A 26,097-nucleotide genomic window follows, 5' to 3' on the forward strand; every position below is an offset into this window, starting at 1 on the left:
CGTTTTGATTGACCGAAATGCTGCCGTCGACAATCATGCCTCTGCCAATCAGGCATATCAAGAAGGAGACATCCATGAAACGCTTGCTACCCATCTGCTTGTCCTTGTCGCTGCTGGCCGCTTCCATGGCGGGTTCGGCCCATGCGGCCGTCTCGGAAAACCTGTCGAAAGGATCGCAAAACCTGAGCCAGGGTTCCGCCATCGTGGTGGCCGGTTCCATGTCGATGCTGGTCGCCTCCGGACAGATCATCGTTGCCAGCGTGGAGACGGTAGGTGAAGGCATCGTCATCGTGCTCAAGGGCGCGTCCGAAGCCGGTGGCGCATCGATACAGATGAGTACACAAGCGGCCAAGGGCCTGTCACTGGCCGCCGGCACGGTGGTCAGCGTGGTGGCGATGTCCACCGGCCACATGCTGGTGCTGTCCGGCAAGGCCATCGCCTTCATCCCGAATGAACTGGGCAAGGCACTGCTGCATCACTCCCAAGTGTAAGCCCCCATCAAGAAGAACAGGACATCCATGAAACACTTACTCGCCATGACCTTGCTGTGCGCCGTCAGCCTGACATCGCAGGCCGCCAATTCCGATGCCAGCAGGGCCTCCGACAACGCCAGCACAGCGTCGGCCATCGTGCTGATCGGCTCCATGTCCGTGCTGGCCGCCGCCGGTGAAATCGTCATCGACACGGTGGAAGACGTGGCCGACGGCAGCGTCGTCGTGCTCAAAAGCACAGCCAGGGGCGCCTCGAAGGCGGCCACGGCATCGGTCAAGCTGGGCAAGCAAGCCGCGCAGGGCCTGTCGCTGGCGGCCGGCACGGTGGTCCAGGTGGTGGCCGTCTCGACGGGACACATGCTGGTGCTGTCGGGCAAGGCCATCGCCTATGTGCCGAATGCGGCCGGCAATGCCATCCTCCACCATTCGAAAGCGTGAACCCATGAAACGCCTGACTGCCATTCTCATCAGCCTGGCCCTGGCCGGCACCGCCCATGCGGGGCGCTCGTGCGAGGAAAAACCCACCGACGCCACCACGCTCGTCAAGTCGATGGACCTGGCGCAAAAAACCTTGCAGGCGCTCGATGGCTCAGGCGCGCAAGTGGCCCTGGTGGCGCGCGTCGGCCAGGACCTGTCGAAGTACAATTTGCGCTATTCGCACGTGGCCCTGGCCTGGCGCGACCACCCGAAAGGGCGCTGGCTGGTGGTGCATGAACTCAACGAATGCGGCACGGCGCAATCGTCGCTGTTCAATGAAGGCTTGGGAAATTTCTTCATGGATGATGTGTTCATTTATGAATCCCTGATCCTGATTCCCGGCCAGGATACGCAGCAGCAACTGGCGCGCCTGCTGACGTCGAGCACGCCCAAGCGTATGCATGAGCCGCACTACAATATGCTGGCCTACCCGTTTTCCACCAAATACCAGAACTCGAACCAGTGGGTGCTGGAAATCCTGGCCGCTGCCGGCAACGAGCCTGGCAAAATAGAAACGCGCGCCGAAGCGCAAGCCTGGCTGCGCAGCGCCAGCTACGCGCCGCAAACACTAAGCATACCCGCCGCCACGCGCCTGGGCGCGCGCATGTTCCGCGCGAATATCGCTTTTGACGATCACCCGTTCGAGCGCCGCATGACGCGCCAGATCGACGTCGTCAGCGTCGATTCCATCGTGCGCTTCATGCGCCAGCGCGAACCGAAGGTGCAGGAAATCGTGGTGCGGGGGAATTAGTCTGGCACCAGGCCAGACAATAGCAAGGCGGGCGCGAGTGTCAGCGGCGCGCCGCTGCACAGCACGATGGACAGCTCGGCATGCGCCAAGGTCACGCAAACGCCCGCGTCCATGCCCAGCTTGTAGCGCGCCTCCGCCTCGCTCCAGCGCTGGTAAAACGCCTCCCGGCGCTCCTCCTGTGGCAGCATTTCCAGATCCGCCGCCACGGCCGCGCCAAACGCCTGGCGCGCCAGCGCCAGCACGTCTCGTCCAGAATCGCGCAGCTCAATATCGAGCCCCAGCCGCGTGGTGCCACTCAATGCGCAAGCGACCCAGTGGCCGCTGTGCGAAATACTGAAATAGGGACCGCCGGCGGGCGCCAGCAGCCGCGGCGCCTGACCTGGTCTTTCTTCCAGCGCGATGGACTCAGGCGCCACTTCCAGCATTTCCCCCATGCTTGCACGCAGCAGTGCGCGTCCCAGCAGGAACTGGCGCCGGCGCTGCGGCCGCACAAAGCCTGCGTACCGGGCCGCTTCCGCCGGACCCAGCCACGTTTCATACTGACGGAGCTGCGCAACGGCGATTGTACGAATATCGAGCAGGCAGATGCTGGCGCCGGTGTTGGACAGGGTTGAAAACATGACAGCGATTCGATAGTCAAAGGAATAGTCTGCCATAATTCGCCGGTACCGGCTCGGCAAAAGAATCAGCGCGGTTTCCCGTCGCTGCTAGTAAATTGAGCGCCTTGCCGACGTTTGTGCGGTGCACCGATCCTCCCTGCTGCTTACTTCGCTACTTTCAACTTCACGAACGCGCCCTTCAAGGCCACGTCCGACATTATGTTGCCTCTATGGCATTCGAATTCCGTGGCACTGAAATTTCAATTTGCTTGTAATTGCTGACAATATTCACAACCACATCGGGGGCCTGCCGAGTGGGCGCGTTTTTGCAGCGCAAGCATGTCCGACAAGAAGGCCAATTGCATGACGTTTTAGCGGATTTGCCGACAGGTCATTTCCGCCTGAGGATAACCAAGAGAGAACCAGAGCTAGCTACGCCGTGTCGATAATCTGTACATAGGCGAGAAATATCACGGCGCAGCAGCGCTTCAATCAAATCCTGCCAGGACTTTATAGCTAATTTCAGTATTACTCGCGTGCAGTACTTCCAGCCTTGCGCCCTTGTAGCCCAGAATCATGGATTCGGACAAATCGTAAGTCACATCATTACTAAACGCCGCCCGTGCCATGTTGTGATCGAATTCACGATAGCCTAGGGTGATCTTGTCACCGATGCGACCACTGTAAATCAAGGTACTCTGGAAACTTGCCTGCTGGTAGTTTGTCGTGACGCCCATCACGTAATCGAGCTTTGCGCACGGCGCACGCCCAATGCATACGGAACCATCCTTGCTAAACAGATGCAGCTTGTTATGCTTGGCAACGGCACCCTGCGCATTCGCAATCACCACACTGCCGAAGGTTTGATATTCTTCCTTGTCTGCAATTTGCGAATACGTTCCCTTACGCACAATATACTCGCCGAGAGGCTGATCCTGCGTCAAAATCAGCGCCCGCGTTTCCAACGCATCGCTCTTGGTCAACATTCTTTCACCAATACCAATGGTCACCACCGTGCCCACTTGCGGCAAGGTCGTCTGGTAGGCAGAACGCGGTACCGGGCGGCTCTTGCATCCGGCAATGGCAAGACTACACATCATCACGAATAACAGCTTAAAACCATGTTTCACAATTACTCCATTAGTTATCTGAACCGCAATTTTACATTTAAATAGATTTTCGCCTGGAAATTCTCAACAACAAACGGTGGCCGATGCTATTGGTCCAGTTAAAACTGTTTTGCAATACCACCACCCCCGTCCGATTCTTCACATCGAGACCAATATAGCTGGAGTAGCCTGCCACGAAACCCACCTGATAGGTAATTTTATTGCCATCGATATCATCCACCAGCCAGGCCAGTGCCGCCGCCTCGACTGGCCGGTTGACACGCACACTTAAAGTGTCATTCAAGGCGCGGTCCAGCACCGGATCCTCGCTGCCCCGGATATTCGCCCGTGCATAGCGCAACAGATCATTCGCTGTCGAATACAAGGCAGCCGAGCCCGTCAACACATCGGTGAACTCCCAATCCGGCGCTTCGCTACCGCGTCGCATGAATTTGGGCTGGTCGCCCACATGGCCATGGGCACGCGCAGCAAAGCCAGGCAAGCCCTGCGGGTGATAACCGGTGCTGCCGAGTGCAAGTGGCTGCAAGATGGTTTCACTGACCAGTGCATCCATCTTTTTCCCCGTGCGCAGTTCCAGCACATGGCCCAGCAAGCCATAGCCGATATTCGAATAGTTGGGCGCTGCCGTTGCGGGTGCATCAAAATCGGCAAGGTAGGCCAGCAGATAGTCGCGGTCGAAATGCCGGTAAAAGCTTTCGCCCGTAAACAGATACTTGACGAAGTACAACAGGGTTTGCGGCGTGAATGGCTGGCGCGGCAAGCCCGAAGTATGCGTGACCAGTTGCAGCAATGTGATCTTGCGCGCGGAGGCGCTCAATGGCGTACCTGGCGGCAGCAACTGTTCGAGCTTGTCATCCCAGGCAAATACCCCTTGCTGCACCAGGACCGCCGTGGTGGCGCTCAAGAAACCCTTGCTGATCGATCCGACGGCAAACAGGGTATCACCATCGGGCCGGTGACCGCTGACGGCATGCTCGGTCGTGCCATAGCCAAAACACTGCACGCTGCCATCGGGCAACAGGACACCGACCACCACACCAGGCGTGGCGCCCTTGTCGACCAGCGGCTGCGCCAGCGCATCGACTTCCTTGCGCAAGTCGCCGCTGATGGCATAGCGCTCGCCCGATGCTTTGTCGGAGTCGATTTCCATGCGCGACAGGGTGCCACATGCCGTCAACGCCGCCAGCATGCCCAGCAGGCATGCACGGCCGGCGTAGCGCCGGCAGGCAGTTTGCAACGAGGTCACGGCCGGTAACGCTTGAAGATCAGCGACGTATTGATGCCGCCAAAGGCAAAGTTGTTCGACATGACGTACTCGGTTTCAATCGCCCTGCCTTCGCCGGCGATGTAGTCGAGCGGCGCGCACTGCGGGTCGACCTGCTGCAAGTTGATGGTGGGGGCGAACCAGCCTTCGCGCATCATCTCGATGCTGATCCACGCTTCCAGCGCGCCGCAGGCACCCAGGGTGTGGCCCATGTAGCTTTTCAGCGAACTGATAGGCGTGCGCTCGCCAAACACCTCGAACGTGGCTTGCGATTCGGCGATGTCGCCCTGCTGCGTACCGGTGCCATGCGCATTGATGTAGCCGATATCGGATGGCTGCAGTCCCGCGTCGGCCAGCGCCAGCAGCATCGCCTGGCGCATGGTGGCGGCGTTCGGCTGGGTCACGTGGCAGCCGTCGCTGTTGGTGCCGAAGCCCACCAGCTCGGCGTGGATGGCGGCGCCGCGCGCCTGCGCATGCTCGAATTCTTCCAGGATCAGGCAACCGGCACCTTCGCCGATCACCAGGCCATCGCGGCTGGCGTCGAACGGGCGCGGCGTCGAGTCGCCTGCGTCGTTGCGCGTACTGGTGGCGAACAGGGTGTCGAAGACGGCCGCCTCGGTGGCGCACAGTTCTTCGGCGCCGCCGGCGATCATCGCCAGCTGCTTGCCGCCGGCGATCGTCTCGTAGGCGTAGCCGATGCCCTGGCTGCCCGAGGTGCAGGCGCTCGAGGTGGTAATCACCCTGCCCGTGACGCCAAAAAACACGCCGATATTCACGGGCGCCGTGTGCGCCATCATCTTGATGTAGGTGGTGGCGTTGATGCCCTTGGTGGTGCGTTCTTCCATCATGCGGCCAAAGTCGCCGATGGCGCTGGGCGTGCCCGCCGAAGAACCGAAGGAAATGCCCATCTGTCCGCTTTTCACCACGGGGTGCCCGGCCAGGCCAGCATGTTCCAGCGCCAGTTCGCTGGCGCGCGTGGCCATCAGCGCGATGCGCCCCATGCTGCGCACGGCCTTGCGGTTGTAGCGGTCCGTCAGCGCGAACGGCGCGGCCGGCGCGCCCAGCTGCGTATTCAAGCCTTCGTAATCGGCCCATTCCTCCATGCGCACGATGGCATTGCGGTACTCGCCCAGGCGCTGGCGGATGGCTGGCCAGTCATTGCCGATCGGGCTGATGCCGGCCATGCCGGTGACGGCTACGCGGCGGCTCATGCCATGCCTCCATTCACGGAAATGACCTGGCGCGTGATGTAGCCCGCTTCCTCGCCGACGAGGAAACTGACGGCGGCGGCCACTTCTTCCGGCGTGCCGACGCGGCGCGCGGGGATCATCTTCAGCGCCTCATCGAGTGGCACCTCGCTGATCATGTCCGTCTCGATCAGGCCCGGCGCCACGCAATTGACCGTGATGGCGCGCTTGGCCAGTTCCAGCGCCAGCGCCTTGGTCGCGCCGATGATGCCGGCCTTGGCGGCGCTGTAATTGACTTGCCCGCGGTTACCGATCAGGCCAGAAACGGACGCCATGGTGACGATGCGCCCCGGCTTGCGGCGCTGTACCATCGGCATCACCAGCGGGTTAAGCACATTGTAGAAACCATCGAGGTTGGTTTGCAGGACGATGTCCCAGTCCTCGCCCGACATGGCGGGAAACGCATTGTCGCGCGCCACGCCGGCGTTGCACACCACGCCGTAGTAACAGCCATGTTCGGCGATGTCCGCTTCCAGCGCGCAAGCTGCCGCGGCACGGTCGCCGATATCGAACTGCAGCACGCGCGCCGCGCGCCCCAGCGCCCGCACCTGCTCCGCCACCGCGTCGGCTTCGCCGCGCGCGCTGCGGCAATGCAGCACCACGTCAAAACCGTCGCGCGCCAGCCGCAAGGCGATGGCCTTGCCGATGCCGCGCGACGAGCCCGTCACCAATACACTTTTACTCATGCTGCGCTCCATTCATACTCTCCTGCAGAAATTGCTTTGCATCCTCGGGCTGGAATACCGTGATCGTCGCCTGCGCCAGCACGGCGCCCGCCATCTCGATACGGCACTCGAACGCGCCCAGTCCATTCTCGCCCTGCAAGGCCTGCTGCACATGCACCTGCAGCACGCTGCCATCCACAAACAGGGGCAGCTGCGCTTCGTAGCGCCGCGCCCCCAGCAAAAAACCGATCTTCACGGGCGCGCCGGCCAGCCGCGCCAGGTAGCCCGCATGCGCGGCGATCGCCTGCGCCATGTATTCGATGCCGACCCAGCTGCCCACACCGGCCGACGTCGCGTCATACAACACGCTGCCGGCATGGATGGTGACTTCGGCGCACAGGTTTTCCGCATCGGCCGACAACACCCGGTCGAGCAGCACCATGGCACCGGAATGGGGCACCAGCTCGCGGATAGGAGGAAAACTCATGCTCCCCTCCCGAACAGCAGGGCGGCGTTCGAGCCGCCGAAGGCAAACGAGTTGCTCAGCGCCCAGTCGAGCGGACGCCCCAGCCGCGCGCCGGGCAAGGCCAGGCGCAGCGGCGGCAGGGATTCATCGGGCACGCCATCCCACAGGTGCGGCGGCAGCAGGCCCTCGGCGTTATCGTCCTGCATCGCCAGCCAGCACAGGGCGGCCTCGATGGCGGCCGCCGCACCCAGCGCATGGCCCGTCAGCGGCTTGGTAGAGCTGACCATCGCCGTGGCGCCGAACAGGTCGGACACCACGCGCGCTTCCATCGCATCGTTCTGCTGCGTGGCCGTGCCGTGCAAATTCACGTAGTCGACTTGCGCCGCCGTGATGCGCGCGCGCGCCAGGGCCTGGCCAATAGCCAGGCGCGCGCCGCCGCCTGCGGGATCGGGCGCCGACATATGGTGCCCGTCGGACGATTCGCCCCAGCCGCGCAAGGCCACTGCGGCCGGCTGCGCCGTCATCAGGAACAGGGCCGCGCCCTCGCCGATATTGATGCCGTCGCGGCCCGCGCCCAGCGGATTGCAGCGCAGTTCGCTGACGGATGCCAGCGCGGAAAAACCGGCCACGGTAAAGCCGCACAGGGTATCGACGCCGCCCGTCAGCACGGCGTCGCACAAGCCCATGCGGATCAGGCGCGCCGCGCTGGCCATCGCCTTGGCGCTCGATGAACAGGCGCTCGAATGCACGAGCGCCGGGCCGTCGATGCCCAGTTCCTCGGCCAGCATCAGGGCCGGCGACGCCATCTCCTGCTGCCCATAATGAAAGGCGTCCGGCAAGCCGTCGCCCGCCACATGCTGGCCGATCGCGCCTTCCGTCTCGGCGATGCCCGACGTGCTGGTGCCGAGCACCACGGCCACGCGGTCCGCGCCGTAGCAGGCGATGGCCTGTTCCACGGCCGGGCGGATCTGCGCCAGCGCCGCCAGCGCCATCCGGTTGTTGCGGCTGCGCGCGGCGATGCCGTGCTGCGCCACCGATGGCAGGGCCGCATCGACCACACCCAAGGGCAGCATGCGCCCCGGCGTGTAGGTATCTACGGGCAGCACGCCGCTGTGCGCGGCAAACAGGCGCGCGCGCACCTCGTCGCGGCTGGCCCCCAGCGCGCAGACGATGCCGCAGTCATTCAAATACACGGTCAAGCCAGTCATTCAGCTTCCTTCCGGGGCGTTCTGTATCGTCAGGCGATAGCGGTAGCGCAGGTTGTCGAGCACCACCGTGCCGCTCCAGCGCGGCATGGCGCTGTAGTCGATCACCGTCACCGCCTCGTCATGCAGGAACAGGGTGCGGCGCAAGCCGCTGTCCTCGATGCGCCAGCCAGTCGGCAAGGCTTGCGCGATCGCCTCGCGCGGCCACAGGGTCAGTTGCATGTCTTCCAGCACGTCCTCGGCGCGCACCTGTGCCGGCAGCATCAGGTGGCGCCACGACGTCATCTCCTTGCCGTCGTAATGCAGCGACAGCACGCGCTGGCCGAACGCCAGTCCCACCAGATCCAGGTGCGACGGTTCCACTTCCAGCGCCGCATCGAGTTCGTCGATGCGCCCTGCCCGTTCGACGACCAGGTGCTGCTGCACGCTGACCGTGGCGCCCAGCGCGGCCGGCGCCAGTTTCAGGCCCAGGCGCGCCGGTGCCGAAGGAGGCGTGCTGGCGCAGCCGGCCAGTGCCAGCAGCAGTGCCGGCGCCCATCGTTGACAGTGCAAAAACATCAGGTTTCTCCTGCGGCATCGGCCGCGCTACGAGGATCGGCTGTGGCAAAGCACGGCGACAGCAGCCATACCAGCGCCGTGCCAATCAGCATGGTCAGGCCAAATGCCTGCAAGGCGGCCGTCTTGCTCAAGGCCAGCAAGCCGAAAGACAGAATGGTATTGGCCGCCGACAAGCCCACGGCCAGCCACGGCGTATTGTTGCGGCGATCCGGATGCTCCTGCATGAAGATGCCGTAATCGACGCCCACGCCCAGCAACAGCATCAGCGCCAGCACGTGGAACAGTTGCAGCGGCAGGTTCAAATAACCGAGCAAGGCCAGGGCCGCCACGCTGGCCAGCGCCGTCGGCGCCAGCACGCGCCAGGTACGGCGCCGGTAACGGGGCAGCAGCAAGCCGAACACCACCAGGTAGGCGCCCAGCACCACGGCGCCCATGTAGACGCGGTAGCGGCCCAGCACCGAAGAAATTTCACTGACTTTGTCGACCCACTGCACCCCGGGCATGCCCTCGCCCGCCTGCGCCAGCAGGGGAATGGCCGCATACTGCATGCCGCGCAAGGCGACGATGGAGGCATAGCCGCCTTCCACCTTGCCCAGCCACAGGTGGCGCCATGGCTCGCTGGCCGGCACCTTCAGGAAGGCATCGATCGACAGCGGCGCACCGGCTTGCGCCAACTGCGCGCGTACCTTACCGGCCCACTCGGGACCTTCATCGACGGACTGCGCCAGCAAGTCGAGCGCTGCGCCCGGCCGCAGGATGGCCGTGTCGAGCAAGGCCCGGCGCGCCGCCTGCGTCCGCAGCGAAGGCACCCAGTTCGACATGGCCTGGACGCCGCTGATGTGCTTTTGCGCGATCAGCGGCAGCAGGCGCTGCTTCAACACTTCCTCGCGCTGCAGCACGGCTTCCGCGCTGTCGCCGCGCACCAGGTAGAACTGCACCGGCGTGGGCCCATCGAGCAATTTGCTCAATTTGATCTGGTCGCGTATCAGGTGCGCGGGCGGCGTTTGCAGCAAGCGGATATCGTCGTTGACGCCCAGGCGACTGATGCCGAAGACGGCAAACACGGCGAACAGCACACCACCGATCAGGGTGGCGCGGTTGGCGCGCAGCAGCGGCCAGCGCGCGCGCGCCGCGCCGTAGCGCGCGACCAGGACGCCGCTTTTCAGGGTGCCGCCGCCTATCAGCGCGGGGAACCAGAACACCACCGTCAGCCAGGCAAACACCAGGCCCAGGGCGGAAAACACGGCCATGTGGCGCAGGCCGGGGAATGGCGTCAGGGCCAGGCCCAGGTAGCCGATGACGGCGGCCAGCAAGGTCAGGCACAGGCCCGGCAGCAAACGGCGCAGCAAGGCGCGCGAGTCGAGCGCCGGATCGGCGCCCAGGCGGTTGCATAGAAAGTAAATGCCGTAATCCTGCGCCACGCCGATCAGACTGGCGCCAAACACCAGGGTCATCAGGTGGACTTTACCGAACAGCAGCCAGCACACGGACAGGGAACCGAGGCAGCCGATGCCGATCGACAGCAGGATCAGCGCAATCGGCTTGACCGAGCGGAAGGTAAGCCACGTCAGCAGGATGATGCCGGCCAAAGAGCCCAGGCCGATGGTCGACATCTCGCCCGCCGCCTGGCTGCTGGCGGCAGCCGCATGCAGGATCACGCCGGCGCTGATGATGTCCGCGCCGGCAACGGCTTGCCGCGCCGCCGCCTCGGCTTGCGCCAGCACGGGCAGCGCGCTTTCCTGCGCGCCCAGCGAAAAGGCGGGCAGGCGCAAGGTCAGCGGCAGCAGCACATACTGGCGTTCGCCGTCGGCGACGAACAAATGGCCGTCGCGCGGCCGCACGGGGGTTTCCTGCGCGCGTTCCTGCACCCAGCCGCTGAACAGGCCGAAAGGATCGTCCTGCCAGGCGCCCAGTTTCGGCCCGCCGAAAGGACTGTAGAGCTGACTCAACGCCGAATCGCGCCAGAATGCGGGCGTTTCCTGGCGCAGCTGCGTTTCCTGCGGCGCCGTCAGCAGGGTCAATCGGTGCTGCTGGAACAGGGCCAGCCAGTCGTTCTGCGTCTGCTCGTCGAGCGGCGTGGACTGGAACAGGCCCGCGTGGCGCGCCAGCACGGCGCCGTAGGCGTCAGCCGCGCGCTTCGCATCGCTCCATTCGGCCGCGCCGACCAGCACCGCCACGCGCTGCTGCGCCGCGTCGACCATATGCGTAAACGATGCCTGCAGCACCGGGTCGCGCTCCTGCACCGGCAGCAAGGCAAGAATGTCGGTTTCGGGAGCGATGCGCTTGCCCAGCCACAGATAGGCGTTATGCGCGAGCAGCAGCGCCACCACCAGCGCCCAGGCGATCGCGAGCAGGCGCCCGGCGTTGCGGCCACGCTTCGTCAATGCGTTCAAAACAGGGCCGCCTCTTGCGCCGTGATGGCGGACGGTCCCGTTTCTATCGCTGAAAACACGATGCTCGTGCGGTCGCCGCTCGCTTCGCTGATGCTGATGTTTTTCACGAAGGCGCCGCCATCGAGGCGGATGCTGCCGATGGCCTTGGCCAGCGCCGGCTGGCGCGCCTTCAGCGCCACCTGCCAGGTGCCGCCATCGATGCTGCCGTCCACTTCAAACAGCGTATCGAGTTGCGCCAGGTCGCCGGCCAGCAGCGAAAACAGCACGCTGTTGATCATCTTGACCACCGGCTCCGTCTTCGCATCGAGGCGCATGGCCACGCGCTCGCCCTGGAAATGCACGATCTCATCACGCGTCAGGCGCAGGGTATTCGGAAACGGCTGCAAGGTGCGCCACAGCACACCTTTGCCGGCCACCACGCAAAAGCGGCCATTCGAGGCCAGCGCCTTCTTCATGCCCGCCAGCTGCTTTCTCTGGTCGAAACGGCCGCACAGCTGCTGCGGCTTGGCCAGCATGGCCTCGATCTTTGCCACGGGCGCGGCCGCGTGCAGCGGCGCCATCGCCATCAGGCACAGGCCTGCCAGCAAAACTTTGAATTGTCTTTTCATACGGCCTTCAATCCCAATTTTTCAAACAGTATCGGCGGCGAGGCAAAGCACATCTCGCCGCTGGCGATATCGACGGCCACCTGCGTCGTGCTGGCGCGGTTCAGGCGCTTGCCCGTCACGCTGTCGCTGACCAGGTACTCGATCTTCAAGCGGTCTTCCCACTCCACCAGGTCGGCGCGCAAGGTCAGGCGCTGGCCGAAGGTGGCTGGCGCCACATAGCGCAAGTGCATGTCGATCACGGGCCAGGCATAGCCGGAGGCTTTCATGTCGACGTAGTTGTAGCCGATGCTGTCGAGCAGCGCGCAGCGCACCACTTCCAGGTATTTCACGTAGCGGCCGTGCCAGACGATCTCCATCGGGTCCAGGTCGAAGAACTGCACCTGCATCTCCACCTCGGCGTGCCAGCGGCTGGGCGTGGCCTTCTTGCCGCGCACTTTATGCGTCTCAGTCATGCCCGGCTCCGTACAACGGCCACGCCTGGGCGCGCATGCGTTCGAGCAGCACGCGCAGTTCCGGGTCGAGCCGGCGGTCTTCCTCGACGGGTGCGATATCGGCGGCCAGCGCCTCCAGCATCGCCGCCAGCGCCGCTTGCGGCGGCACGTCGGGGCTGACCTTGCAGCGCAGCCAGACGCCTTGGCGCACGGTAATCAGCAAGGCCGCGGCCACCTGCTCGCACAGTTCCAGCACGCGCAGGCAGTCGCGCGCGGCGATGGTGCCCATGCTGACCTTGTCCTGGTTGTGGCATTCCGTCGAGCGTGAAAACACGGACGCCGGCATGGTCAGCTTCAGTGCTTCGGCCGTCCAGGCGGAGGCGCTGATCTGCAGCGCCTTCAGGCCGTGGTTGATGGCCGCGCGCGGCCCCGTGGCGCCAGACAGGTTGGCCGGCAAGCCCTGGTTGTAGCGGCTGTCGACCAGCAAGGCCATCTGGCGGTCCAGCAAGTCGGCCAGGTTGGCCACCGTATTTTTCATGCTGTCCATGGCGAAGGCGATATGGCCGCCGTAGAAATGGCCGCCATGCAGCACGCGCTCGCCTTCGGCGTCGATGATCGGGTTGTCGTTGGCGCTATTGAGTTCATTCTCGATCGACGAACGCAGCCACGGCAAGGCGTCGGCCAGCACGCCGATCACGTGCGGCGCGCAGCGGATCGAGTAGCGGTCCTGCAGCCGTTTGCCATTACGCTCCCAGGAATCGGTGGGCAAATCGGCGCGCAGCCAGGCCGCCACTTGCTGCATGCCGGGATGCGGCTTGACGGAGAACAGGGTTTCATCGAAATGGTGCGCGTTGCCGTCGAGCGCAAACGAGGCCATGGCCGTGATGCGTGTCGTCAGGCGCGTCAGGTATTCGGCGCGCTCATACGCGAGGCAGGCCAGCGCCGTCATGACGGCCGTACCGTTCATGATCGCCAGGCCTTCCTTAGGACGCAGGCGCAGCGGCGTGATGCCCGCTTCGCGCAGCGCCTGTTCGGCCGCCACCTGTACCCCGTCGCGCCACACTTCGCGTTCGCCGCACAATACGGCCGCCAGGTAGGACAGCGGCGTCAGGTCGCCGCTGGCGCCGACCGAGCCTTCGGACGGGATCAGCGGCAGCAGGCCCGCATCGAGCAGGCGCGCGATCTGCGCCAGCAGTTCCACGCTGACGCCGGAGAACCCCTTGGAGAGCGACGCCAGGCGCGTGGCCATGATGGCGCGCGTCTGCGCCGGCGTGAAGAATTCGCCCAGGCCGCAGCCGTGATAGGTGTACAGGTGGTGCGGCAGTTCGGCCACCAGTTCCGGCGGCACGGTCACCGTGCACGAATCGCCGTAACCAGTGGTCACGCCATAGATCGTGCCATCCTCGCGCAGCAGGCGGTCGAGAAAGTCGGCGCCGCGCGCGATCGCCGCCAGAAAGACGGGGTCGCTGGACAGTTCGGCGCTGGCCCGGCCATGCGCGATATCGGTAATGTCTTCGATGCGCAACCGCTCGCGGTCGAAGCGGACGGCGCGCCGGGTGTTTTTCAGGTCAGCGAGTTGCATCGGGAGTATCCAGTCTTGAAGTATCGGGGAGTTGCCAAAAATCGTAGAAATTGAACCATTCGAGCGGCGCGCGCAGGCAGTGGTATTGCAGGCGCACCGCATAGGCGGCCGCCAGTTCGGCCAGCATCGCCTCGCGTGCCTTGCGCGGCAGGTGCAGCGACTCGCGGAACAGTTCGAAATGCACTTCCGAGCGTTGGCCGATGCGCATGGAAAACAGCAGATACACCGGGCATTGCAGCACGCTGGCCAGCACATACGGGCCGATCGGAAAGGCGGCCGGCTGGCCCAGGAACGGCGCCACCGCCACGCGCGGCTGCGGCGAGACGGGAACGCGGTCGCCGGCGATCACCACGAACTCGCCTTGCGCCACCTTTTCCGCCAGCAGCATGGCCGTGGCAGGCGTGATTTCCGTCACCTGCATCAGATTGAGCTGGCTGTCCGGATTGAGGCGCTCGAGCATGCGGTTGAACGCCTGCGCATGGCGCGTGTGCACGAGCACTGTCAGTTTCAGGCGCGTATTGCGCTGCGAGAGTACGCGGCACAAATCCAGGTTGCCCAGGTGGGCGCAGATCAGCAAGGCGCCGCGCCCCTCGTCCAGGCAGCGGTTGACGCCATCGTCGCCGTCGACGCCGTACAGGCTCACGCTGCGCGTGTCGTACAGGCCGCCCCATAGCAGCATCTTGTCGAGGATGGTTTCGGCAAACGTGGCGAAGTGCCGCAGCACGCTCAGGTTTGCCGGGCCGCCGCAGGCCACGACGCGGCGCAAGTAGCTGCGCGACACGCGGCGCGCACGCGGCTTGGTCAGCACGTACCACGCCAGCACCGGGTACAGCACGATGCGAAAAGGCCAGCGGCCGAAAACGCGGCAGATCCAGAACAGCAGGCGCATGCCGGCCACGAAGCTGACTTCATTGAAGCCGGACCAGTGTCCGCGCGACGGCTGCGGTGCCGCCGTCATCGCGCGCGCCAGTGGCGGGCCAGCAGGCGCGGTGCGCGCCACAGCATGCCGAAAAACAGACGCGCGTGCATGCGCGAAATGAGCACGTTGTCGCGCCACAGCTCAAAATGCGAGACGCCGTCGCTGGGGTAACCGACGCGCGTGGGCAGATTCTCCATCGACAAACCATCCCAGTACAGGCGCACCAGCACATCGGTGTCGAAATTCATGCGTTGTCCCAGCTGGCACTTCTCTTCCAACGCCATGAAAGACGCCAGCGGATAGACGCGAAAGCCGCACATGGAATCGCGAATCTGCAGCGACAGGGTATTGATCCATACCCAGACGTGCGTCGCATAGCGGCCGTAGTAGCGCGCCCTGGGTACCGAAGCGTCGTACACGGGGTAGCCAACCACCACGGCCGCCGGCGTGGCTTGCGCCTGCGCCAGGAAGCGCGGCACATCGTCCGTTTCATGCTGGCCGTCGGCATCGATCTGCAGCGCATGGCTGTAGCCGTGCGCATGCGCGTGGCGGCAGCCCGTCAGCACCGCCCCACCCTTGCCCTGGTTGTGCGCATGGCGCAGCAGGGTCACGCGCAAAGGATGCGCGGCGGCCAGCGCATCCAGGGTGCGCGCGCCGGCGTCAAAGCTGCCGTCGTCGACAAGGATCAGCGGCACGCCATGCGGCAGCAGGCGCTGCACCACAGCGCCGATCGCGTGTTCATGATTGAACACGGGAATCACGATGCACGGTTGAAAACGCACTTCAGTCACTGTGCGCTCCGGCGCGGCCAAAGCGCAGCAGCGAATGGCAATAGCCGATACCGTCGCGCGTGGTCAACAACTCCAGGCCGGCCGCTTGCGCCAGGCGGATGTAATCGGTGCTCTGGTAAATCTTGCTGTTACCGCTGGCCATGGCCGTGAAGTATGGCGAAGTGTTAATCAGGCAGTAGGCGGCGATATCGTACTGCTGGCGATCCCAGAAGGTATCCATGATCAGCACCTGCCCGTTCGGCCCCAGCGCCAGCGCCACGCGGCGCAGGATGCTGGCGATGGCAGGCTCGCTGAAACAGCTGAGAAATTGGCTCATCCAGATCAGATCCATGCCGGCCGGCAGGGGCGCCGCGTCGTCGAGCAGGTCGCAGGCGTGCAAATGCGCCCGCTCACGCACGCCGGCATCGGTGAGAGTCTGGTCGGCCACCGCCAACTGGCGCTCCAGGTCGACCAGGTGCAGTTCCACGCCCGCATGGTAGGCCAGCGCCGCACTGGCGAACTTGCCCGTATTGGCGCCGATGTCCATGATGCGGCGCGGCGCCGTGGCAAAGACGTCCGGGAATATCTCGGGGAACGAGGTATCCGAATAATGGTGGTCAAAGGCGAACCAGCTGCCCTTGGCCGGCTCCGACAGGGCAGACAGGCCCTGGTACAGGGTAGGCCATTCGCCCAGCGCGGCCAATCCCAGCGGCTGCTCGGCGTCGAGCGAACGGTCCAGGTCAAACAAGCCCTGGTAGCAAACGTCATGCATGAAGTCCAGGTTGACCTGGGTGATGCTGTCCGTCAGCATGCAAAAACCGACTTTATCGAGCACATACGCGCCGTCACGCAGCGAGACGACGCCGGCCGACAGGCACGATTCGAGCGCCACCTTCAGCGCATATTCCGTCCAGCGGCCGCTGGCGGCCATCTCGGCCACACTCAAGCCGCTGTGGCCTGTATCGGCCAATGCCTGCAGCATGCCGCGCTTCCAGGCATAGCGCACGCATTGAAAGACGACGGGACCGAAAGCGATTTTTTGCGCCTCGAAACGGGCGGCAAAGGCGGTCTGGCGTTCGGGTGAGAATTTTTTATCTAACATGCGCTCGCTGCTGGAGTGGGTGTATCGGCGCCGCCATCGGGAACGGCAGCGGCATTCGGGTGAAACAGGATGCGGCCGCTGGCATGCTGGCCGGCGTCCGACAGATAACGAAATTGCAGGCTGGCCTTGAGCGCGTCGTATTCCAGCGCCAGCCGGACCGGCCGGTCCGGCAGCACCGGCTGCTGGAATTTCAGCGCATGCATGGCGCGGAACCGCGCGGGCAGGTCCAGGTGCTGGCGCGCGAAGTGCAGCGCCCACTCCACTTGCACCACGCCGGGCAGCAAGGGTGCGCCCGTGAAATGGCCGTCAAAATAGAACAGGTTCGCCGGCACGCGCAGCTGGAACAGCAACCGTGGCGTTTCGCCGTCGGCCGAACGCTCGATCAGCCGCGCATGCGGCAAGCGGGGTTTCTCGAGCAATGCCAGCAACAGCGCCTGCGTCGTCTTGCCCTGCGCATTGACGGGCAATTGTTCCAGGTAGCGCCAGCGGCGCGGCATGGCAATGGCGTCGACCTGCCCACCCAGCGCCGTTTGCAGCTGGCGGTTCAGGGCCAGCTTGCCTTCGGCATCGAGCAGCGCACGGCCAGCGGCGCTGCAGACGACAAAGGCGGCCACCTTCTGACGCTCGCCGGCCGGCGCATCGCACAGCAGCACGCGCGCGTCCAGCACCAGCGGCGTGGCCAGCAATGCCGCTTCGATGGCATTGAGGGAAATGCGTTTTTCTTCGATCTTCACGATGCGGTCGCTGCGTCCCAGCAGCTGGAAGCGTCCTGGCGCCGTTTCGCGCGCGCGGTCGGCCAAACATAGCCAGCCATCGTCGGCCAAGTGCGCCGAACGCACTTCCAGCGCGCCGTCAGCCATCAGGCGCCAGTCGACGCCGGGAAAACCCTGCCAGCTCTCGTCGTCAGGGCGCTCCGGCACGCGCTGGCGCCAGGCTACGCCGCCGGTCTCCGAGCTGCCAAAGATTTCGCGCGGCACGCGGCCCAGCAAATGTCCCGCAGCCAGCGCGCTGTCCAGGGCCAGCGGCCCGCCCGAGGAAAACACGGCCCGCAGCTGCGCGCGCGCGCCGGACCAGTCGATGTGTTCCGGCAGGCGTTTCAGGTGCGCGGGGCTGGCGGCCAGCACGCACGGACCGCGCGCCAGCAAGGCAGCCAGCTGTTCCGGGTAGTCCACGCTGTGCGCATGCACGGCACGCCCGGCCGCCAGCGGCCACAGGACCTTGAACAGCAAGCCGTAGATATGCTGGTGCGAGACGGTGGCGACGACGGCCGCGCCATCGGCGTGTTCGCCAAACAGCTGCTCCAGCGTGGCCACCTCGCTGGCCAGCTGCGAGAGCTTTTTCGGGATAGCTTGCGCCGCGCCCGTACTGCCCGAGGTGTACACCACCAGCGCCGGGAAATCGTCGGCGAGTTGCGTCCACGCACGCTCGGCCAGGCTGTCCGATGGCGGCGGCAGCGGCGCATGCGCTGCCGGGAACTGCCCCAGGAAACCGTCCACGGACGTAGCCAGCGAAGCGCAGCTGGCCGGCAGCGTATCGGCCGGCAGCCAGACGGTCTTGCCCGCTTGCCAGGCGCCCAGCAAGGCGGCACCAAACTCGATGCTGTCGTCCAGGTACAGGGCGAAATGGCGGCCTGCCTGGCCTTCCAGCAAGCCGGCCCAGGCGGACATGCGCGCCGCAAAGTGCGCGTGATCGAGCACCGCGCCATCGCGCCAGCCTACGGGCATGGCCGGCGGGCGGCCATGCATGAACAGCGCAAGACGCGCCAGCGGGGAAATCGGCGGATGTGCGTCAGGCAGAGTAGCTTGCGGCAGGGAAGATTCAGACATGGTGCAAACGCTTAAAACGCAGGCGGACGAGATACTCGCCGCCAAATAACAGGGCCATCAGGACATAGGCGATGACGCCCGTGTACAGTGACCAGACGGCTTCGCTGGCCCACAGTGCCGTACCCAGCGCGATAGTGCCATTGACGATAAAAAAAACGCACCAGACTTGCGTCACGCGGCGCGTATAGCGCACGGCGGCGGGCGGAAAATCCTTCTCGCGCAAGCGCGCCAGGCGTTCCACCACCGACGGCGGTGCCCACAAGCTGTAGCCGAAGGTAGCCAGCAAGACGACGTTGACCAGTACCGGATACAGTTTCAGCGGCAGCAGCAGGTTGCGCCACAGGGCGATGGCGGCCAGCAGCAGCGCGGCGGCCACCGACCAGCGCGCGGCGCGCTGCAGCTTCAGCGCGGGCAGGCGGCAGGCGGCGGCCAGCAACAGCAACAGCGCCAGCCAGCGCGGCTCGACCTGGCCGTGACCGAACCAGATCGCCAACGGATACAGTACGGTCAGCAGCAACGCGACGGCATTGAGCAGCACGCGTTATGCCGCCTGTTCCGACACCGACATCGCGCGCAGCGCCTCGACCACATCGTCGATCGTGCGGATGGTCTTGAACACTTCCGGCTGCAGGCGCTTGCCCGTCAGCTGCTTCAGCTTGACCGCCAGGTCGACCGCGTCGATGCTGTCGATATCGAGTTCGGCATACAGATTCGACTGCGGCGTCAGCGCCGCCGGGTCGAGCTCGAACATTTCGGCCAGCAGCTGCACCACCCATGCGTACAATTCATCGCGGCTCATTGCGCTCATATCTACCATTTTGCTGCTCCTTACTTCTTTCTGTGAGTGTCAACCATGGCCGCCAGCGCCCGTACCGAGGCAAAGTGGCGACGCGTATCGGCCGAATCGGCCGACAGGGAAATGCCGTATTTTTTTTGCAGGGCGACGCCCAGTTCCAGCGCATCGATCGAATCGAGTCCCAGGCCCTCGACAAACAGGGGCGCATCCGTATCGATATCGGCAGCGCTCACGTCTTCCAGTTGCAGCGCATCGATGATCAGTTCCTTCACTTCTTGTTCAAGCATGTTGTTCCTGTTTCCCGCTAAAGTAATGTTGCAAATGAGTGGTCAAGGTACGCGCCGCCATCACGTCGCTGGCGCCACCGCCGGTAAACTCGCCGATCGCCAGGTCGTCCTGCACGGCGATCTCGAAATGCGCACGGCGGGCCGGCACGCGCCACCATGGCTCGCCCTTGCCCAGGGTTCTGGGCAGGCAACGTATCAGCACGGGCGTCACGTCGCGGCGGCCGCGCACGGCGATATTCGCCGCGCCCCGCTTCAGCACGACCTCGCCGCTGCATGGCGTGCGCGTGCCTTCCGGGAAAATGATCAGGTTGTTGCCGCGCTCCAGCGATGCCAGGCAGGCGTCCACCAGTTCGGCGCCGCCCGTGTTATTGATATAGCCTGCCGCGCGCACGGGACCACCCGTAAACGGGTTATTCCACAAATCGGACTTGACGATGCAATCGGCCTGCTTGACATACGCCATCAGGAAAATCGTGTCGATCAGGGTCGGATGATTGGCCAGGATCAGCAAGCCGCCGCGTTCCAGCTTGTCGAGACCGTGCAAGTCGTAGCGCAGTACGCCGAGAAAACGCATCAGACCGATGTACAAGCGAAAACTCCAGCGGATGATGGTGCGCGCGCAGGCAATGCGCGTCTCGCGCCGCCACACCAGCATCTGCAGCACGGGAAACACCAGCACGCGCAGCAACAAGCCACCGAGGCCGAAGGCGGCAAAACTGAGCGCGGTCGCGATGGTACGCCAGCCTATCGACAGGCCGGTACGGACAGCCTTCAGCCTATGCATGACGGCTCCAGCACCATGCCTGGCGGTTGGCCGCATGCTCGAACGTGCGAGCCTCGCCGAGCATGAATCGCAATACGGCCAGGCTGCCCGGCATGGCGCCGGCGGCCACCGCCAACGCGTCATCACTGCCGCGGGCGCGCCACGTCAGGCTGAAAGCGGTGCCAGGGGTAGCCTCGGCCTGCAGCAGCCAGGCAAACGCATGCGACTGCTCATGGCAGTCTTCAAAAGCTTCGAATGGCACCGGCAAGGGACACTCCGCCAGCACCAGCAATACCTGCGCAGCGCCATCGGCCAGCAAGCCGCACGCCTCGATCACCGCGGCTTCGAGGCTGGCCGCACCGGCAGCGATGGCCAGCTGATTCGCCGTATCGGCGCGGGCGATGGAAAACAGGCCTGCGCTGGCATTGTGCACGGCCATGCCAAATGCCGTCGGCGACAGGGGTTCGCCCTGGGCCAGCGCCGACAACAGTTCGACGGCGCGCGCCACCTCGCCATGGCGGGAACAAAAGACGAGCGGAATATCACGCTGTTCGCCGAGGCAGGCGTACGCCACTTCGAGCGCCATCTTGCCCAGCTGACCGGCGCGGCGGCGCAGCATCGGCGTCATCGCACGCACGCCCGGCTCGCCAGCAGCAGCAATCGGTGCGACGGGCAAGGTGCTTTGCGCCCACGCGCGCCATTGCTGCGGCGTTTCCAGGCCTGGCGCCCATGCGGCATGTCTGACAATTGAAAAACGGACACCGTCGGTGCGCATATGCATATCCCTGAGCTCAAAAAAGGCGAACTCACGTCAAAACTGCGCAAAAAGCCTCGCCGGCGTTCTTTTCAAATTATAAACGAAGGAAGTAAAAATAACTAAAATAAATGGCCGTGGAGCAACTTTTTAAATGCAAATACAAAATCCATCTTTTAAAGTTTGACCTCACTTTAGTTACTATTTGCAACATTCACATCGATTATTTTCAATGGGAGAATAAGCATTCTCCGGCAAACCGCCGGCATTCTCGGAACGGGTGTTTTTTTATCCATGATCAAAACAAGGTGCGCATACCACAAAGTGGAGCGTTGTTTTTAGATAACACACTCAACATGGCGCAATGGCGCGGAAAATACGGTCGCCGGGCATGACTGGCCAGTGCGTCGCCAGGATGAAATGCCCTGGAAAAACGGGCAGCCACATATTACCCACGCATGGCTTAAAGCAGGTGCGCGGCAAGGACGATACAGAGCGTTTGCTTTATGCCAGTTCCAGCCGGCCGATTCAACTCTGGCGGCTTTACATATCAGCATGAAAAAACATGAAACGCCGTGACGATGGGCGCGCCCATATGCAGGGTCTTGGCTGTCAGCGACATATTGGCGACGCCATCGGACGAGGTGGCCAGGATGGCCTTGCAGGGATGGATGCCCTGCCAGTGCGACAAGGCCAGCCCGAAGGGCAGCGACCAGCAGCATCAAGAAGCTGCACCGAGCCGCGCCGGCCATGTAGCGGGGAGCAGTATGCAGGAAGGCGAGGCCAAAGCATGTATCCAGGGCCAGGGCGATGACGATGAACAGGGAGTCCGTGCGATCATCAATCCGGGCAGGCGCAACAGATGGTGGCGCCCGCCAATCCGGTGACCAGTGCCGCACAGGAAGGGCAATATACTGTGCGCCAGCATGGCCACCTCGCCAACGTTAAAACACCCAGAGCTTATCGGCCGGCATGTGCAGCCAGTACTTGCCCGCTTCGAGCTTGTGGCGCGAATAGGCGCGCAGGCTGATGTTTTCGGCGCCGCCGCGCTCGAACAGGCATTCCCAGCGGTCGCCCAGGTACATGCACGTCAGCAGCGGCAGCTCGATGGCGTTGTCGACCTGCGTGGCGCTGATCTTGACTTCCTCGACGCGTATCATGGTGGTCACCTCCGTGCCCACGTTGGCGCCGCGCGCCACGCCCTGCATGGACACGCCATCGACCTGCAGGCGCACCTGATTGCCTTCGCGCTGCACCACCTTGCCGGGCAAGCGGTTGTTACTGCCCATGAATTCGGCCGTGAACAGGGTGTCCGGCGTTTCATACATGCTTTGCGGCGTGCCCTGCTGCTCGATCTTGCCGTTATTCAGCAGCAGGATACGGTCGGAAATGGCCATCGCCTCGCCCTGGTCATGCGTCACCATCAGGGCCGACAGGCCCAGACGCACGATCAGTTCGCGCAGGAAGGCGCGTGCTTCCTCGCGCAGCTTGGCGTCCAGGTTGGACAGCGGTTCGTCGAGAAGGATCACGGGCGGGTTGTACACCAGCGCGCGGGCGATCGCCACGCGCTGCTGCTGGCCGCCGGACAGCTGGTGCGGATAGCGTTCGCCCAGGTGGCCCAGGCCCAGCTGCGTCAGCACTTCCTTGATGCGCGCGGCGATTTCCGTGCTGCCCATCTTGCGCAATTTGAGGCCGTAGGCGACGTTGTCGAACACGGTCTTGTGCGGCCACAGCGCGTACGACTGGAACACCAGTCCCAGGTTGCGGTGCTCGGCCGCCATCTCGAAATGCTTCGCGCCATCGAAAACATTGCGCTCGCCGATCTGGATGGTGCCCGCCTTCGGGCTTTCCAGGCCGGCGACGGCGCGCAGCAAGGTGGTCTTGCCGCTGCCCGAAGGCCCCAGCAGGGCGACCACTTCGCCTTTTTTCAGGTGCATCGAGACACCCTTCAGGATCTGGTTGGCGGAAGCGCCGGTGCCGTAGTCGAGGTACAGCTCATTGACGGTCAATTCATTCATGATGTGGTCTCAGTCTTTGTATTTAGTTATGCGGCTCAGTTGTGTAACTTCACGCCAAAGCGCAGCGCGATGCCCAGGCCGATGGCCACCAGGGTGATATTGATGAAGGACAGCGCCGCCACCAGATCGGTCGAGCCGCCCGCCCACAGCGACACCAGCATGGCGCCGATCACTTCCGTGCCCGGCGAGAGCAGGTACACGCCCGTCGAATATTCGCGCTCGAAGATCAGGAACACCATCAGCCAGGCGCCCAGCAAGCCGTATTTGATCAGCGGCAGGGTCACGTCGCGTGTCACCTGGCCACGGTTGGCGCCGACGGCGCGCGCCGCCTCTTCCAGCTCCGGTCCCACTTGCAGCAGCGCCGTGGAAATCAAACGCATGCCGTAGGCCATCCACACCACCGAATACGCGAGCCACAGGGCGAAGATCGTCGAGCGCACTTCGCGCAGCACGGGGATCACATGGCCGCTCAGCCACAGGGCCACGCCGTTGTCCATGCCCTTCAATATGCCGTCGAGCCAGGCCGGCACGAACAGGAATACCCACAGGAACGACAGGCCGGCGAGCAAACCCGGCACGGCGCGCGGCACCAGCACGCTGTAGTCGAGCAGGCGCGTGATGCCGTCCTGCTTGCGGTGCATGGCCAGCGCGATGAAGCTGTAGCAGCCCACGGCCAGCGCGCCGCCGACGACGCCGATCAGGATGGTGTTGACGATGCCGCGCACCAGCGATGGCTGGTCGAAAATGTCGCGGAAGTGCTGCAAGGTCAATACGTCGGCCAGGTGCACGCCCTCGCCCCAGTACTGCACGAAGGAGCGCAGCACGATGCCGCTCAAAGGCAGGATGATGGTGAAGATCAGCCAGCCTGCCAGCAAGGCAAACGCCAGCCACTTCCAGCGGCCCAGCGGCATCGCCTTGCTGCGCGCGCCCTTGCCCTTGATCGACACATATTTGTTGGCGGACTTGAGCAGCCAGCGCTGTATCATCACCAGCGGCATGGTCACCATCACCAGGCAGACGGCGACGGCGGCCATCAGGTGGTACGACGGCGTGCCGAGTTTATTCGTCAGCTTGTACAGATAGGTCGGCAGCACCAGATGGCCTTCCGGATCGCCGAGCACCAGCACCAGGCCGAATACTTCGAAGCCGAGGAAGAACACCAGCACGCCCGCATACGCCAGCGCCGGCATGATCATCGGCAGCGACACGTTGAGCATGACCTGCACCGGCGAAGCGCCGGCCACGCGGGCCGCCTCTTCCACGTCCGAACCCAGGCTTTTCAGGGCTGACGAGGCATACAGGTAGACGTGCGGCACGTGCGTCAGGCCGGCGATGATGACGATGCTGGTGAAGGAATAAATATTCCAGGGCACGAAGCCGAACAGCTCCTTGGCCCAGACCGAGTAAAAGCCCACGGGTCCCATCGACACGACGTAGCCAAAGCCCATCACCATCGGCGAGACAAAGATCGGCACCAGCAGCATCGGCGCCACCCAGCCGCGGCCAGGCAAATCCGTGCGCACCATCAGGAAGGCCAGCATGCCGCCCAGCGGCACGGCGATCACGGTCAGGCCGCAGGCAAGCATCAGGCCATTCTTGAAGGCCATCGAGAAATCGGGATCATCGAAGATGAAACGATAGGAATCAAAGCCGAATTCGCGCACCGGCATGAAAAACGGCGCGTTCAAAAAGCTCTGGTAAAAAATCAGGAACAGCGGCAGGAAAATGGCGACCATGGTGATCGCCACGACCACGCCGCGCGGCCAGTTCAGGCGCGACAAGGGAGAGCGCGACCGTGCAGGCAGCGGCAAGATAGCAGTTTGCATGATGAATCCAATGAATGAAGGGTACGGCATCCGTCCGCGGGCACGCGCCTGCGGACGGCCAGAACGGCGTTACTTCTTGCCGGCTGTTTCTTTCCATTGCTTGAGGAATGCCATGCGCTTGGCAGGTCCCAGGAATTGCAGGATGATCGGATGCACCGGCACCGGCTTGACATTGGCCGCGCCGATTTCCTTGATCAGGTCCGCCGAGGTGGTCTCGCCCGTGACGTCGGCGCGGATGGCGAACAGCTTGGCGCCGTTCGCAATGATGGTCTGGCCGCGGTGCGACAGGATGTAGTCGAGCCACAGCTTGCTGGCGTTGACGTTCTTCGCGTTCTTGTTGATGAACTGCACGCGCGACAGGATCAGCGTGTAATCCTTGGGCAGCACCACGCCGATCGACGGATCGGTCTTGGCCCGCACCAGGGCGTAGGAGCCCAGCACGTTGTAGCCGATCAGGTTTTCGCCCGACGAAATACGCTCCATCATGGTGCCCGTCGACGACTGCACGCGCACCTTGGCCGTGCCAAACGCGTTTTGCAGCGCCAGGAACTGCGGATATTCCTTCGCGTCCTGCGCCATGAACATGAAGCCCACGCCCGACTTTTCGATGTCGTAGGTGGTGACCTTGTCCTTGAATTTCGGCGTGGCGATCAGCTTGACGAAGTCGTCGTGGTTCTTCGGCACTTCCTTCGGATCGAGCAAACGCTTGTTGTAGACGATGGCGGCAGGCTCGAACGTGGTGCCGTAGGCCTGGTCGTCCCACATGGCCCAGCCGGGAATCTTGCCCGCTTCGACCGACTTGTATTTCAGGGCGTAGCCATCGGAGGCCAGGCGCATCTGCAAGTCCATCGCCGATGACCACATCACGTCGGCCGTGTTGCCGCCGGCGGCCACTTCGGAAATGAAGCGGTTGTACACTTCCGTCGAATTCATGTCGTTGTATTCGACCGAGATGCCGGGATACAGGGCGCTGAAATCCTTGATCAGCGGCGCGGCGGCCTTGCTGTCGGTGGCGCTGTAGATCACCACCTTGCCTTCCTTCTTGGCCGCGTCGATGATCTTCTGGTAATCGGCCGGATAACCTGCCGGCACCTGCGCGAAAGCGGCGCCGGTGCTACCCGCGAAAGCGGCGGCCAGGGCGATGGCGAGAATGGTTTTGGTTTGCATGG

The 26,097-nt window shown here is 63.8% G+C and carries 28 protein-coding genes; 3 read left to right on the forward strand and 25 right to left on the reverse strand.

Annotated elements, in window-relative coordinates; translation table 11 throughout:
* Positions 1 to 74: 74 nt before the first annotated feature.
* From FG13_RS11360 to FG13_RS11370, 3 genes are read left to right on the forward strand one after another with little or no spacing between them, the layout of a single operon-like run.
* The gene (locus FG13_RS11360) at positions 75 to 491 is read left to right on the forward strand and encodes a hypothetical protein (protein ID WP_051958932.1); all 417 of its coding nucleotides are present in this window, start codon (positions 75 to 77) and stop codon (positions 489 to 491) included.
* 27 nt (positions 492 to 518) lie between these two features.
* On the forward strand, positions 519 to 929 hold the full coding sequence (locus FG13_RS11365; protein WP_152598749.1) for a hypothetical protein: 411 nt from the start codon (positions 519 to 521) through the stop codon (positions 927 to 929).
* A 4-nt stretch (positions 930 to 933) separates the two neighbouring features.
* Positions 934 to 1,719 carry a DUF2145 domain-containing protein gene (locus FG13_RS11370; protein WP_035820943.1) on the forward strand — a complete coding sequence of 262 codons (786 nt, stop codon included), beginning with the start codon at positions 934 to 936 and terminating at the stop codon, positions 1,717 to 1,719.
* On the opposite strand, the gene FG13_RS11375 is transcribed toward FG13_RS11370, so the two are convergent.
* The 25 genes from FG13_RS11375 to FG13_RS11495 form a co-directional block, all read right to left on the reverse strand.
* Positions 1,716 to 2,339: a 4'-phosphopantetheinyl transferase family protein gene (locus FG13_RS11375; protein ID WP_035820945.1), complete on the reverse strand. Its 624-nt coding sequence runs from the start codon at positions 2,337 to 2,339 to the stop codon at positions 1,716 to 1,718. The two genes, FG13_RS11370 and FG13_RS11375, sit on opposite strands and share 4 nt — an antisense overlap.
* A gap of 467 nt (positions 2,340 to 2,806) precedes the next feature.
* Positions 2,807 to 3,448 (reverse strand): hypothetical protein, encoded by a 642-nt coding sequence (locus FG13_RS28970; RefSeq protein ID WP_051958936.1) that lies wholly within the window; start codon positions 3,446 to 3,448, stop codon positions 2,807 to 2,809.
* Between the two features lie 37 nt (positions 3,449 to 3,485).
* Positions 3,486 to 4,694 (reverse strand): serine hydrolase domain-containing protein, encoded by a 1,209-nt coding sequence (locus tag FG13_RS11385; RefSeq protein WP_200880273.1) that lies wholly within the window; start codon positions 4,692 to 4,694, stop codon positions 3,486 to 3,488.
* The gene (locus FG13_RS11390) at positions 4,691 to 5,923 is read right to left on the reverse strand and encodes a beta-ketoacyl-ACP synthase (protein ID WP_035820948.1); all 1,233 of its coding nucleotides are present in this window, start codon (positions 5,921 to 5,923) and stop codon (positions 4,691 to 4,693) included. Before FG13_RS11390 ends, FG13_RS11385 begins: the two co-directional genes overlap by 4 nt.
* The gene (gene fabG, locus FG13_RS11395; RefSeq protein ID WP_442905203.1) at positions 5,920 to 6,645 is read right to left on the reverse strand and encodes a 3-oxoacyl-ACP reductase FabG; all 726 of its coding nucleotides are present in this window, start codon (positions 6,643 to 6,645) and stop codon (positions 5,920 to 5,922) included. The genes FG13_RS11390 and fabG overlap by 4 nt, the downstream gene beginning before the upstream one ends.
* Entirely contained in the window at positions 6,638 to 7,111 is a 474-nt protein-coding gene (locus tag FG13_RS11400; RefSeq protein ID WP_035820954.1) for an ApeP family dehydratase, read from the reverse strand. Before FG13_RS11400 ends, fabG begins: the two co-directional genes overlap by 8 nt.
* Positions 7,108 to 8,298, reverse strand: coding sequence for a beta-ketoacyl-ACP synthase (locus FG13_RS11405; protein ID WP_200880274.1), 1,191 nt, complete (start codon positions 8,296 to 8,298; stop codon positions 7,108 to 7,110). The genes FG13_RS11400 and FG13_RS11405 overlap by 4 nt, the downstream gene beginning before the upstream one ends.
* Positions 8,299 to 8,853 (reverse strand): DUF3261 domain-containing protein, encoded by a 555-nt coding sequence (locus FG13_RS11410; protein WP_035820956.1) that lies wholly within the window; start codon positions 8,851 to 8,853, stop codon positions 8,299 to 8,301.
* Entirely contained in the window at positions 8,853 to 11,237 is a 2,385-nt protein-coding gene (locus FG13_RS11415) for an MMPL family transporter (protein ID WP_035820958.1), read from the reverse strand. The genes FG13_RS11410 and FG13_RS11415 overlap by 1 nt, the downstream gene beginning before the upstream one ends.
* Before the next feature lie 5 nt (positions 11,238 to 11,242).
* A complete protein-coding gene (locus FG13_RS11420; RefSeq protein ID WP_035820959.1) occupies positions 11,243 to 11,854 on the reverse strand; it encodes a LolA family protein in 612 nt (203 codons plus the stop codon).
* Positions 11,851 to 12,306, reverse strand: a complete 456-nt coding sequence (locus tag FG13_RS11425; protein ID WP_035820961.1) for an acyl-CoA thioesterase — start codon at positions 12,304 to 12,306, stop codon at positions 11,851 to 11,853. Before FG13_RS11425 ends, FG13_RS11420 begins: the two co-directional genes overlap by 4 nt.
* Positions 12,299 to 13,867: an HAL/PAL/TAL family ammonia-lyase gene (locus FG13_RS11430; protein WP_035820963.1), complete on the reverse strand. Its 1,569-nt coding sequence runs from the start codon at positions 13,865 to 13,867 to the stop codon at positions 12,299 to 12,301. Before FG13_RS11430 ends, FG13_RS11425 begins: the two co-directional genes overlap by 8 nt.
* The gene (locus FG13_RS11435; RefSeq protein ID WP_035827940.1) at positions 13,854 to 14,825 is read right to left on the reverse strand and encodes an LpxL/LpxP family acyltransferase; all 972 of its coding nucleotides are present in this window, start codon (positions 14,823 to 14,825) and stop codon (positions 13,854 to 13,856) included. Before FG13_RS11435 ends, FG13_RS11430 begins: the two co-directional genes overlap by 14 nt.
* Positions 14,822 to 15,577, reverse strand: coding sequence for a glycosyltransferase family 2 protein (locus FG13_RS11440; RefSeq protein ID WP_035827941.1), 756 nt, complete (start codon positions 15,575 to 15,577; stop codon positions 14,822 to 14,824). The genes FG13_RS11435 and FG13_RS11440 overlap by 4 nt, the downstream gene beginning before the upstream one ends.
* Positions 15,570 to 16,658 (reverse strand): class I SAM-dependent methyltransferase, encoded by a 1,089-nt coding sequence (locus FG13_RS11445; protein WP_035820965.1) that lies wholly within the window; start codon positions 16,656 to 16,658, stop codon positions 15,570 to 15,572. Before FG13_RS11445 ends, FG13_RS11440 begins: the two co-directional genes overlap by 8 nt.
* Entirely contained in the window at positions 16,652 to 18,484 is a 1,833-nt protein-coding gene (locus FG13_RS11450; RefSeq protein ID WP_081922537.1) for an AMP-binding protein, read from the reverse strand. Before FG13_RS11450 ends, FG13_RS11445 begins: the two co-directional genes overlap by 7 nt.
* Positions 18,477 to 19,022 (reverse strand): membrane protein, encoded by a 546-nt coding sequence (locus FG13_RS11455; protein WP_035820966.1) that lies wholly within the window; start codon positions 19,020 to 19,022, stop codon positions 18,477 to 18,479. Before FG13_RS11455 ends, FG13_RS11450 begins: the two co-directional genes overlap by 8 nt.
* A gap of 3 nt (positions 19,023 to 19,025) precedes the next feature.
* On the reverse strand, positions 19,026 to 19,292 hold the full coding sequence (locus FG13_RS11460) for an acyl carrier protein (RefSeq protein WP_374106831.1): 267 nt from the start codon (positions 19,290 to 19,292) through the stop codon (positions 19,026 to 19,028).
* A gap of 20 nt (positions 19,293 to 19,312) precedes the next feature.
* Positions 19,313 to 19,567: a phosphopantetheine-binding protein gene (locus FG13_RS11465; RefSeq protein WP_035820969.1), complete on the reverse strand. Its 255-nt coding sequence runs from the start codon at positions 19,565 to 19,567 to the stop codon at positions 19,313 to 19,315.
* A complete protein-coding gene (locus tag FG13_RS11470; RefSeq protein ID WP_035820970.1) occupies positions 19,560 to 20,351 on the reverse strand; it encodes a lysophospholipid acyltransferase family protein in 792 nt (263 codons plus the stop codon). Before FG13_RS11470 ends, FG13_RS11465 begins: the two co-directional genes overlap by 8 nt.
* Positions 20,344 to 21,105: a beta-ketoacyl synthase chain length factor gene (locus FG13_RS11475; RefSeq protein ID WP_035827944.1), complete on the reverse strand. Its 762-nt coding sequence runs from the start codon at positions 21,103 to 21,105 to the stop codon at positions 20,344 to 20,346. Before FG13_RS11475 ends, FG13_RS11470 begins: the two co-directional genes overlap by 8 nt.
* Before the next feature lie 529 nt (positions 21,106 to 21,634).
* Positions 21,635 to 21,793: an AbrB family transcriptional regulator gene (locus FG13_RS29430; RefSeq protein WP_081922538.1), complete on the reverse strand. Its 159-nt coding sequence runs from the start codon at positions 21,791 to 21,793 to the stop codon at positions 21,635 to 21,637.
* Positions 21,794 to 22,028: 235 nt separating this feature from the next.
* Positions 22,029 to 23,102 carry an ABC transporter ATP-binding protein gene (locus tag FG13_RS11485; protein WP_035820974.1) on the reverse strand — a complete coding sequence of 358 codons (1,074 nt, stop codon included), beginning with the start codon at positions 23,100 to 23,102 and terminating at the stop codon, positions 22,029 to 22,031.
* A gap of 35 nt (positions 23,103 to 23,137) precedes the next feature.
* On the reverse strand, positions 23,138 to 24,928 hold the full coding sequence (locus tag FG13_RS11490; protein WP_035820976.1) for an ABC transporter permease: 1,791 nt from the start codon (positions 24,926 to 24,928) through the stop codon (positions 23,138 to 23,140).
* Positions 24,929 to 24,997: 69 nt separating this feature from the next.
* Positions 24,998 to 26,095 (reverse strand): ABC transporter substrate-binding protein, encoded by a 1,098-nt coding sequence (locus FG13_RS11495; protein ID WP_035820977.1) that lies wholly within the window; start codon positions 26,093 to 26,095, stop codon positions 24,998 to 25,000.
* Positions 26,096 to 26,097: the final 2 nt, after the last annotated feature.

This window comes from Janthinobacterium sp. RA13, from assembly GCF_000745325.1.
GTDB lineage: Bacteria > Pseudomonadota > Gammaproteobacteria > Burkholderiales > Burkholderiaceae_D > Janthinobacterium > Janthinobacterium rivuli.

Coding starts and splice junctions, on each gene's coding strand:
- FG13_RS11420 (WP_035820959.1), bottom strand. CDS start 11,854: ATGAAAAGACAATTCAAAGTTTTGCTGGCAGGCCTGTGCCTGATGGCG.
- FG13_RS11365 (WP_152598749.1), top strand. CDS start 519: ATGAAACACTTACTCGCCATGACCTTGCTGTGCGCCGTCAGCCTGACA.
- FG13_RS11470 (WP_035820970.1), bottom strand. CDS start 20,351: ATGCATAGGCTGAAGGCTGTCCGTACCGGCCTGTCGATAGGCTGGCGT.
- FG13_RS11375 (WP_035820945.1), bottom strand. CDS start 2,339: ATGTTTTCAACCCTGTCCAACACCGGCGCCAGCATCTGCCTGCTCGAT.
- FG13_RS11360 (WP_051958932.1), top strand. CDS start 75: ATGAAACGCTTGCTACCCATCTGCTTGTCCTTGTCGCTGCTGGCCGCT.
- FG13_RS11405 (WP_200880274.1), bottom strand. CDS start 8,298: ATGACTGGCTTGACCGTGTATTTGAATGACTGCGGCATCGTCTGCGCG.
- FG13_RS11430 (WP_035820963.1), bottom strand. CDS start 13,867: ATGCAACTCGCTGACCTGAAAAACACCCGGCGCGCCGTCCGCTTCGAC.
- fabG (WP_442905203.1), bottom strand. CDS start 6,645: ATGAGTAAAAGTGTATTGGTGACGGGCTCGTCGCGCGGCATCGGCAAG.
- FG13_RS11465 (WP_035820969.1), bottom strand. CDS start 19,567: ATGCTTGAACAAGAAGTGAAGGAACTGATCATCGATGCGCTGCAACTG.
- FG13_RS11435 (WP_035827940.1), bottom strand. CDS start 14,825: ATGACGGCGGCACCGCAGCCGTCGCGCGGACACTGGTCCGGCTTCAAT.
- FG13_RS11450 (WP_081922537.1), bottom strand. CDS start 18,484: ATGTCTGAATCTTCCCTGCCGCAAGCTACTCTGCCTGACGCACATCCG.
- FG13_RS11495 (WP_035820977.1), bottom strand. CDS start 26,095: ATGCAAACCAAAACCATTCTCGCCATCGCCCTGGCCGCCGCTTTCGCG.
- FG13_RS11400 (WP_035820954.1), bottom strand. CDS start 7,111: ATGAGTTTTCCTCCTATCCGCGAGCTGGTGCCCCATTCCGGTGCCATG.
- FG13_RS11475 (WP_035827944.1), bottom strand. CDS start 21,105: ATGCGCACCGACGGTGTCCGTTTTTCAATTGTCAGACATGCCGCATGG.
- FG13_RS11410 (WP_035820956.1), bottom strand. CDS start 8,853: ATGTTTTTGCACTGTCAACGATGGGCGCCGGCACTGCTGCTGGCACTG.
- FG13_RS11485 (WP_035820974.1), bottom strand. CDS start 23,102: ATGAATGAATTGACCGTCAATGAGCTGTACCTCGACTACGGCACCGGC.
- FG13_RS11445 (WP_035820965.1), bottom strand. CDS start 16,658: ATGTTAGATAAAAAATTCTCACCCGAACGCCAGACCGCCTTTGCCGCC.
- FG13_RS11370 (WP_035820943.1), top strand. CDS start 934: ATGAAACGCCTGACTGCCATTCTCATCAGCCTGGCCCTGGCCGGCACC.
- FG13_RS11425 (WP_035820961.1), bottom strand. CDS start 12,306: ATGACTGAGACGCATAAAGTGCGCGGCAAGAAGGCCACGCCCAGCCGC.
- FG13_RS11490 (WP_035820976.1), bottom strand. CDS start 24,928: ATGCAAACTGCTATCTTGCCGCTGCCTGCACGGTCGCGCTCTCCCTTG.
- FG13_RS11460 (WP_374106831.1), bottom strand. CDS start 19,292: ATGAGCGCAATGAGCCGCGATGAATTGTACGCATGGGTGGTGCAGCTG.
- FG13_RS11390 (WP_035820948.1), bottom strand. CDS start 5,923: ATGAGCCGCCGCGTAGCCGTCACCGGCATGGCCGGCATCAGCCCGATC.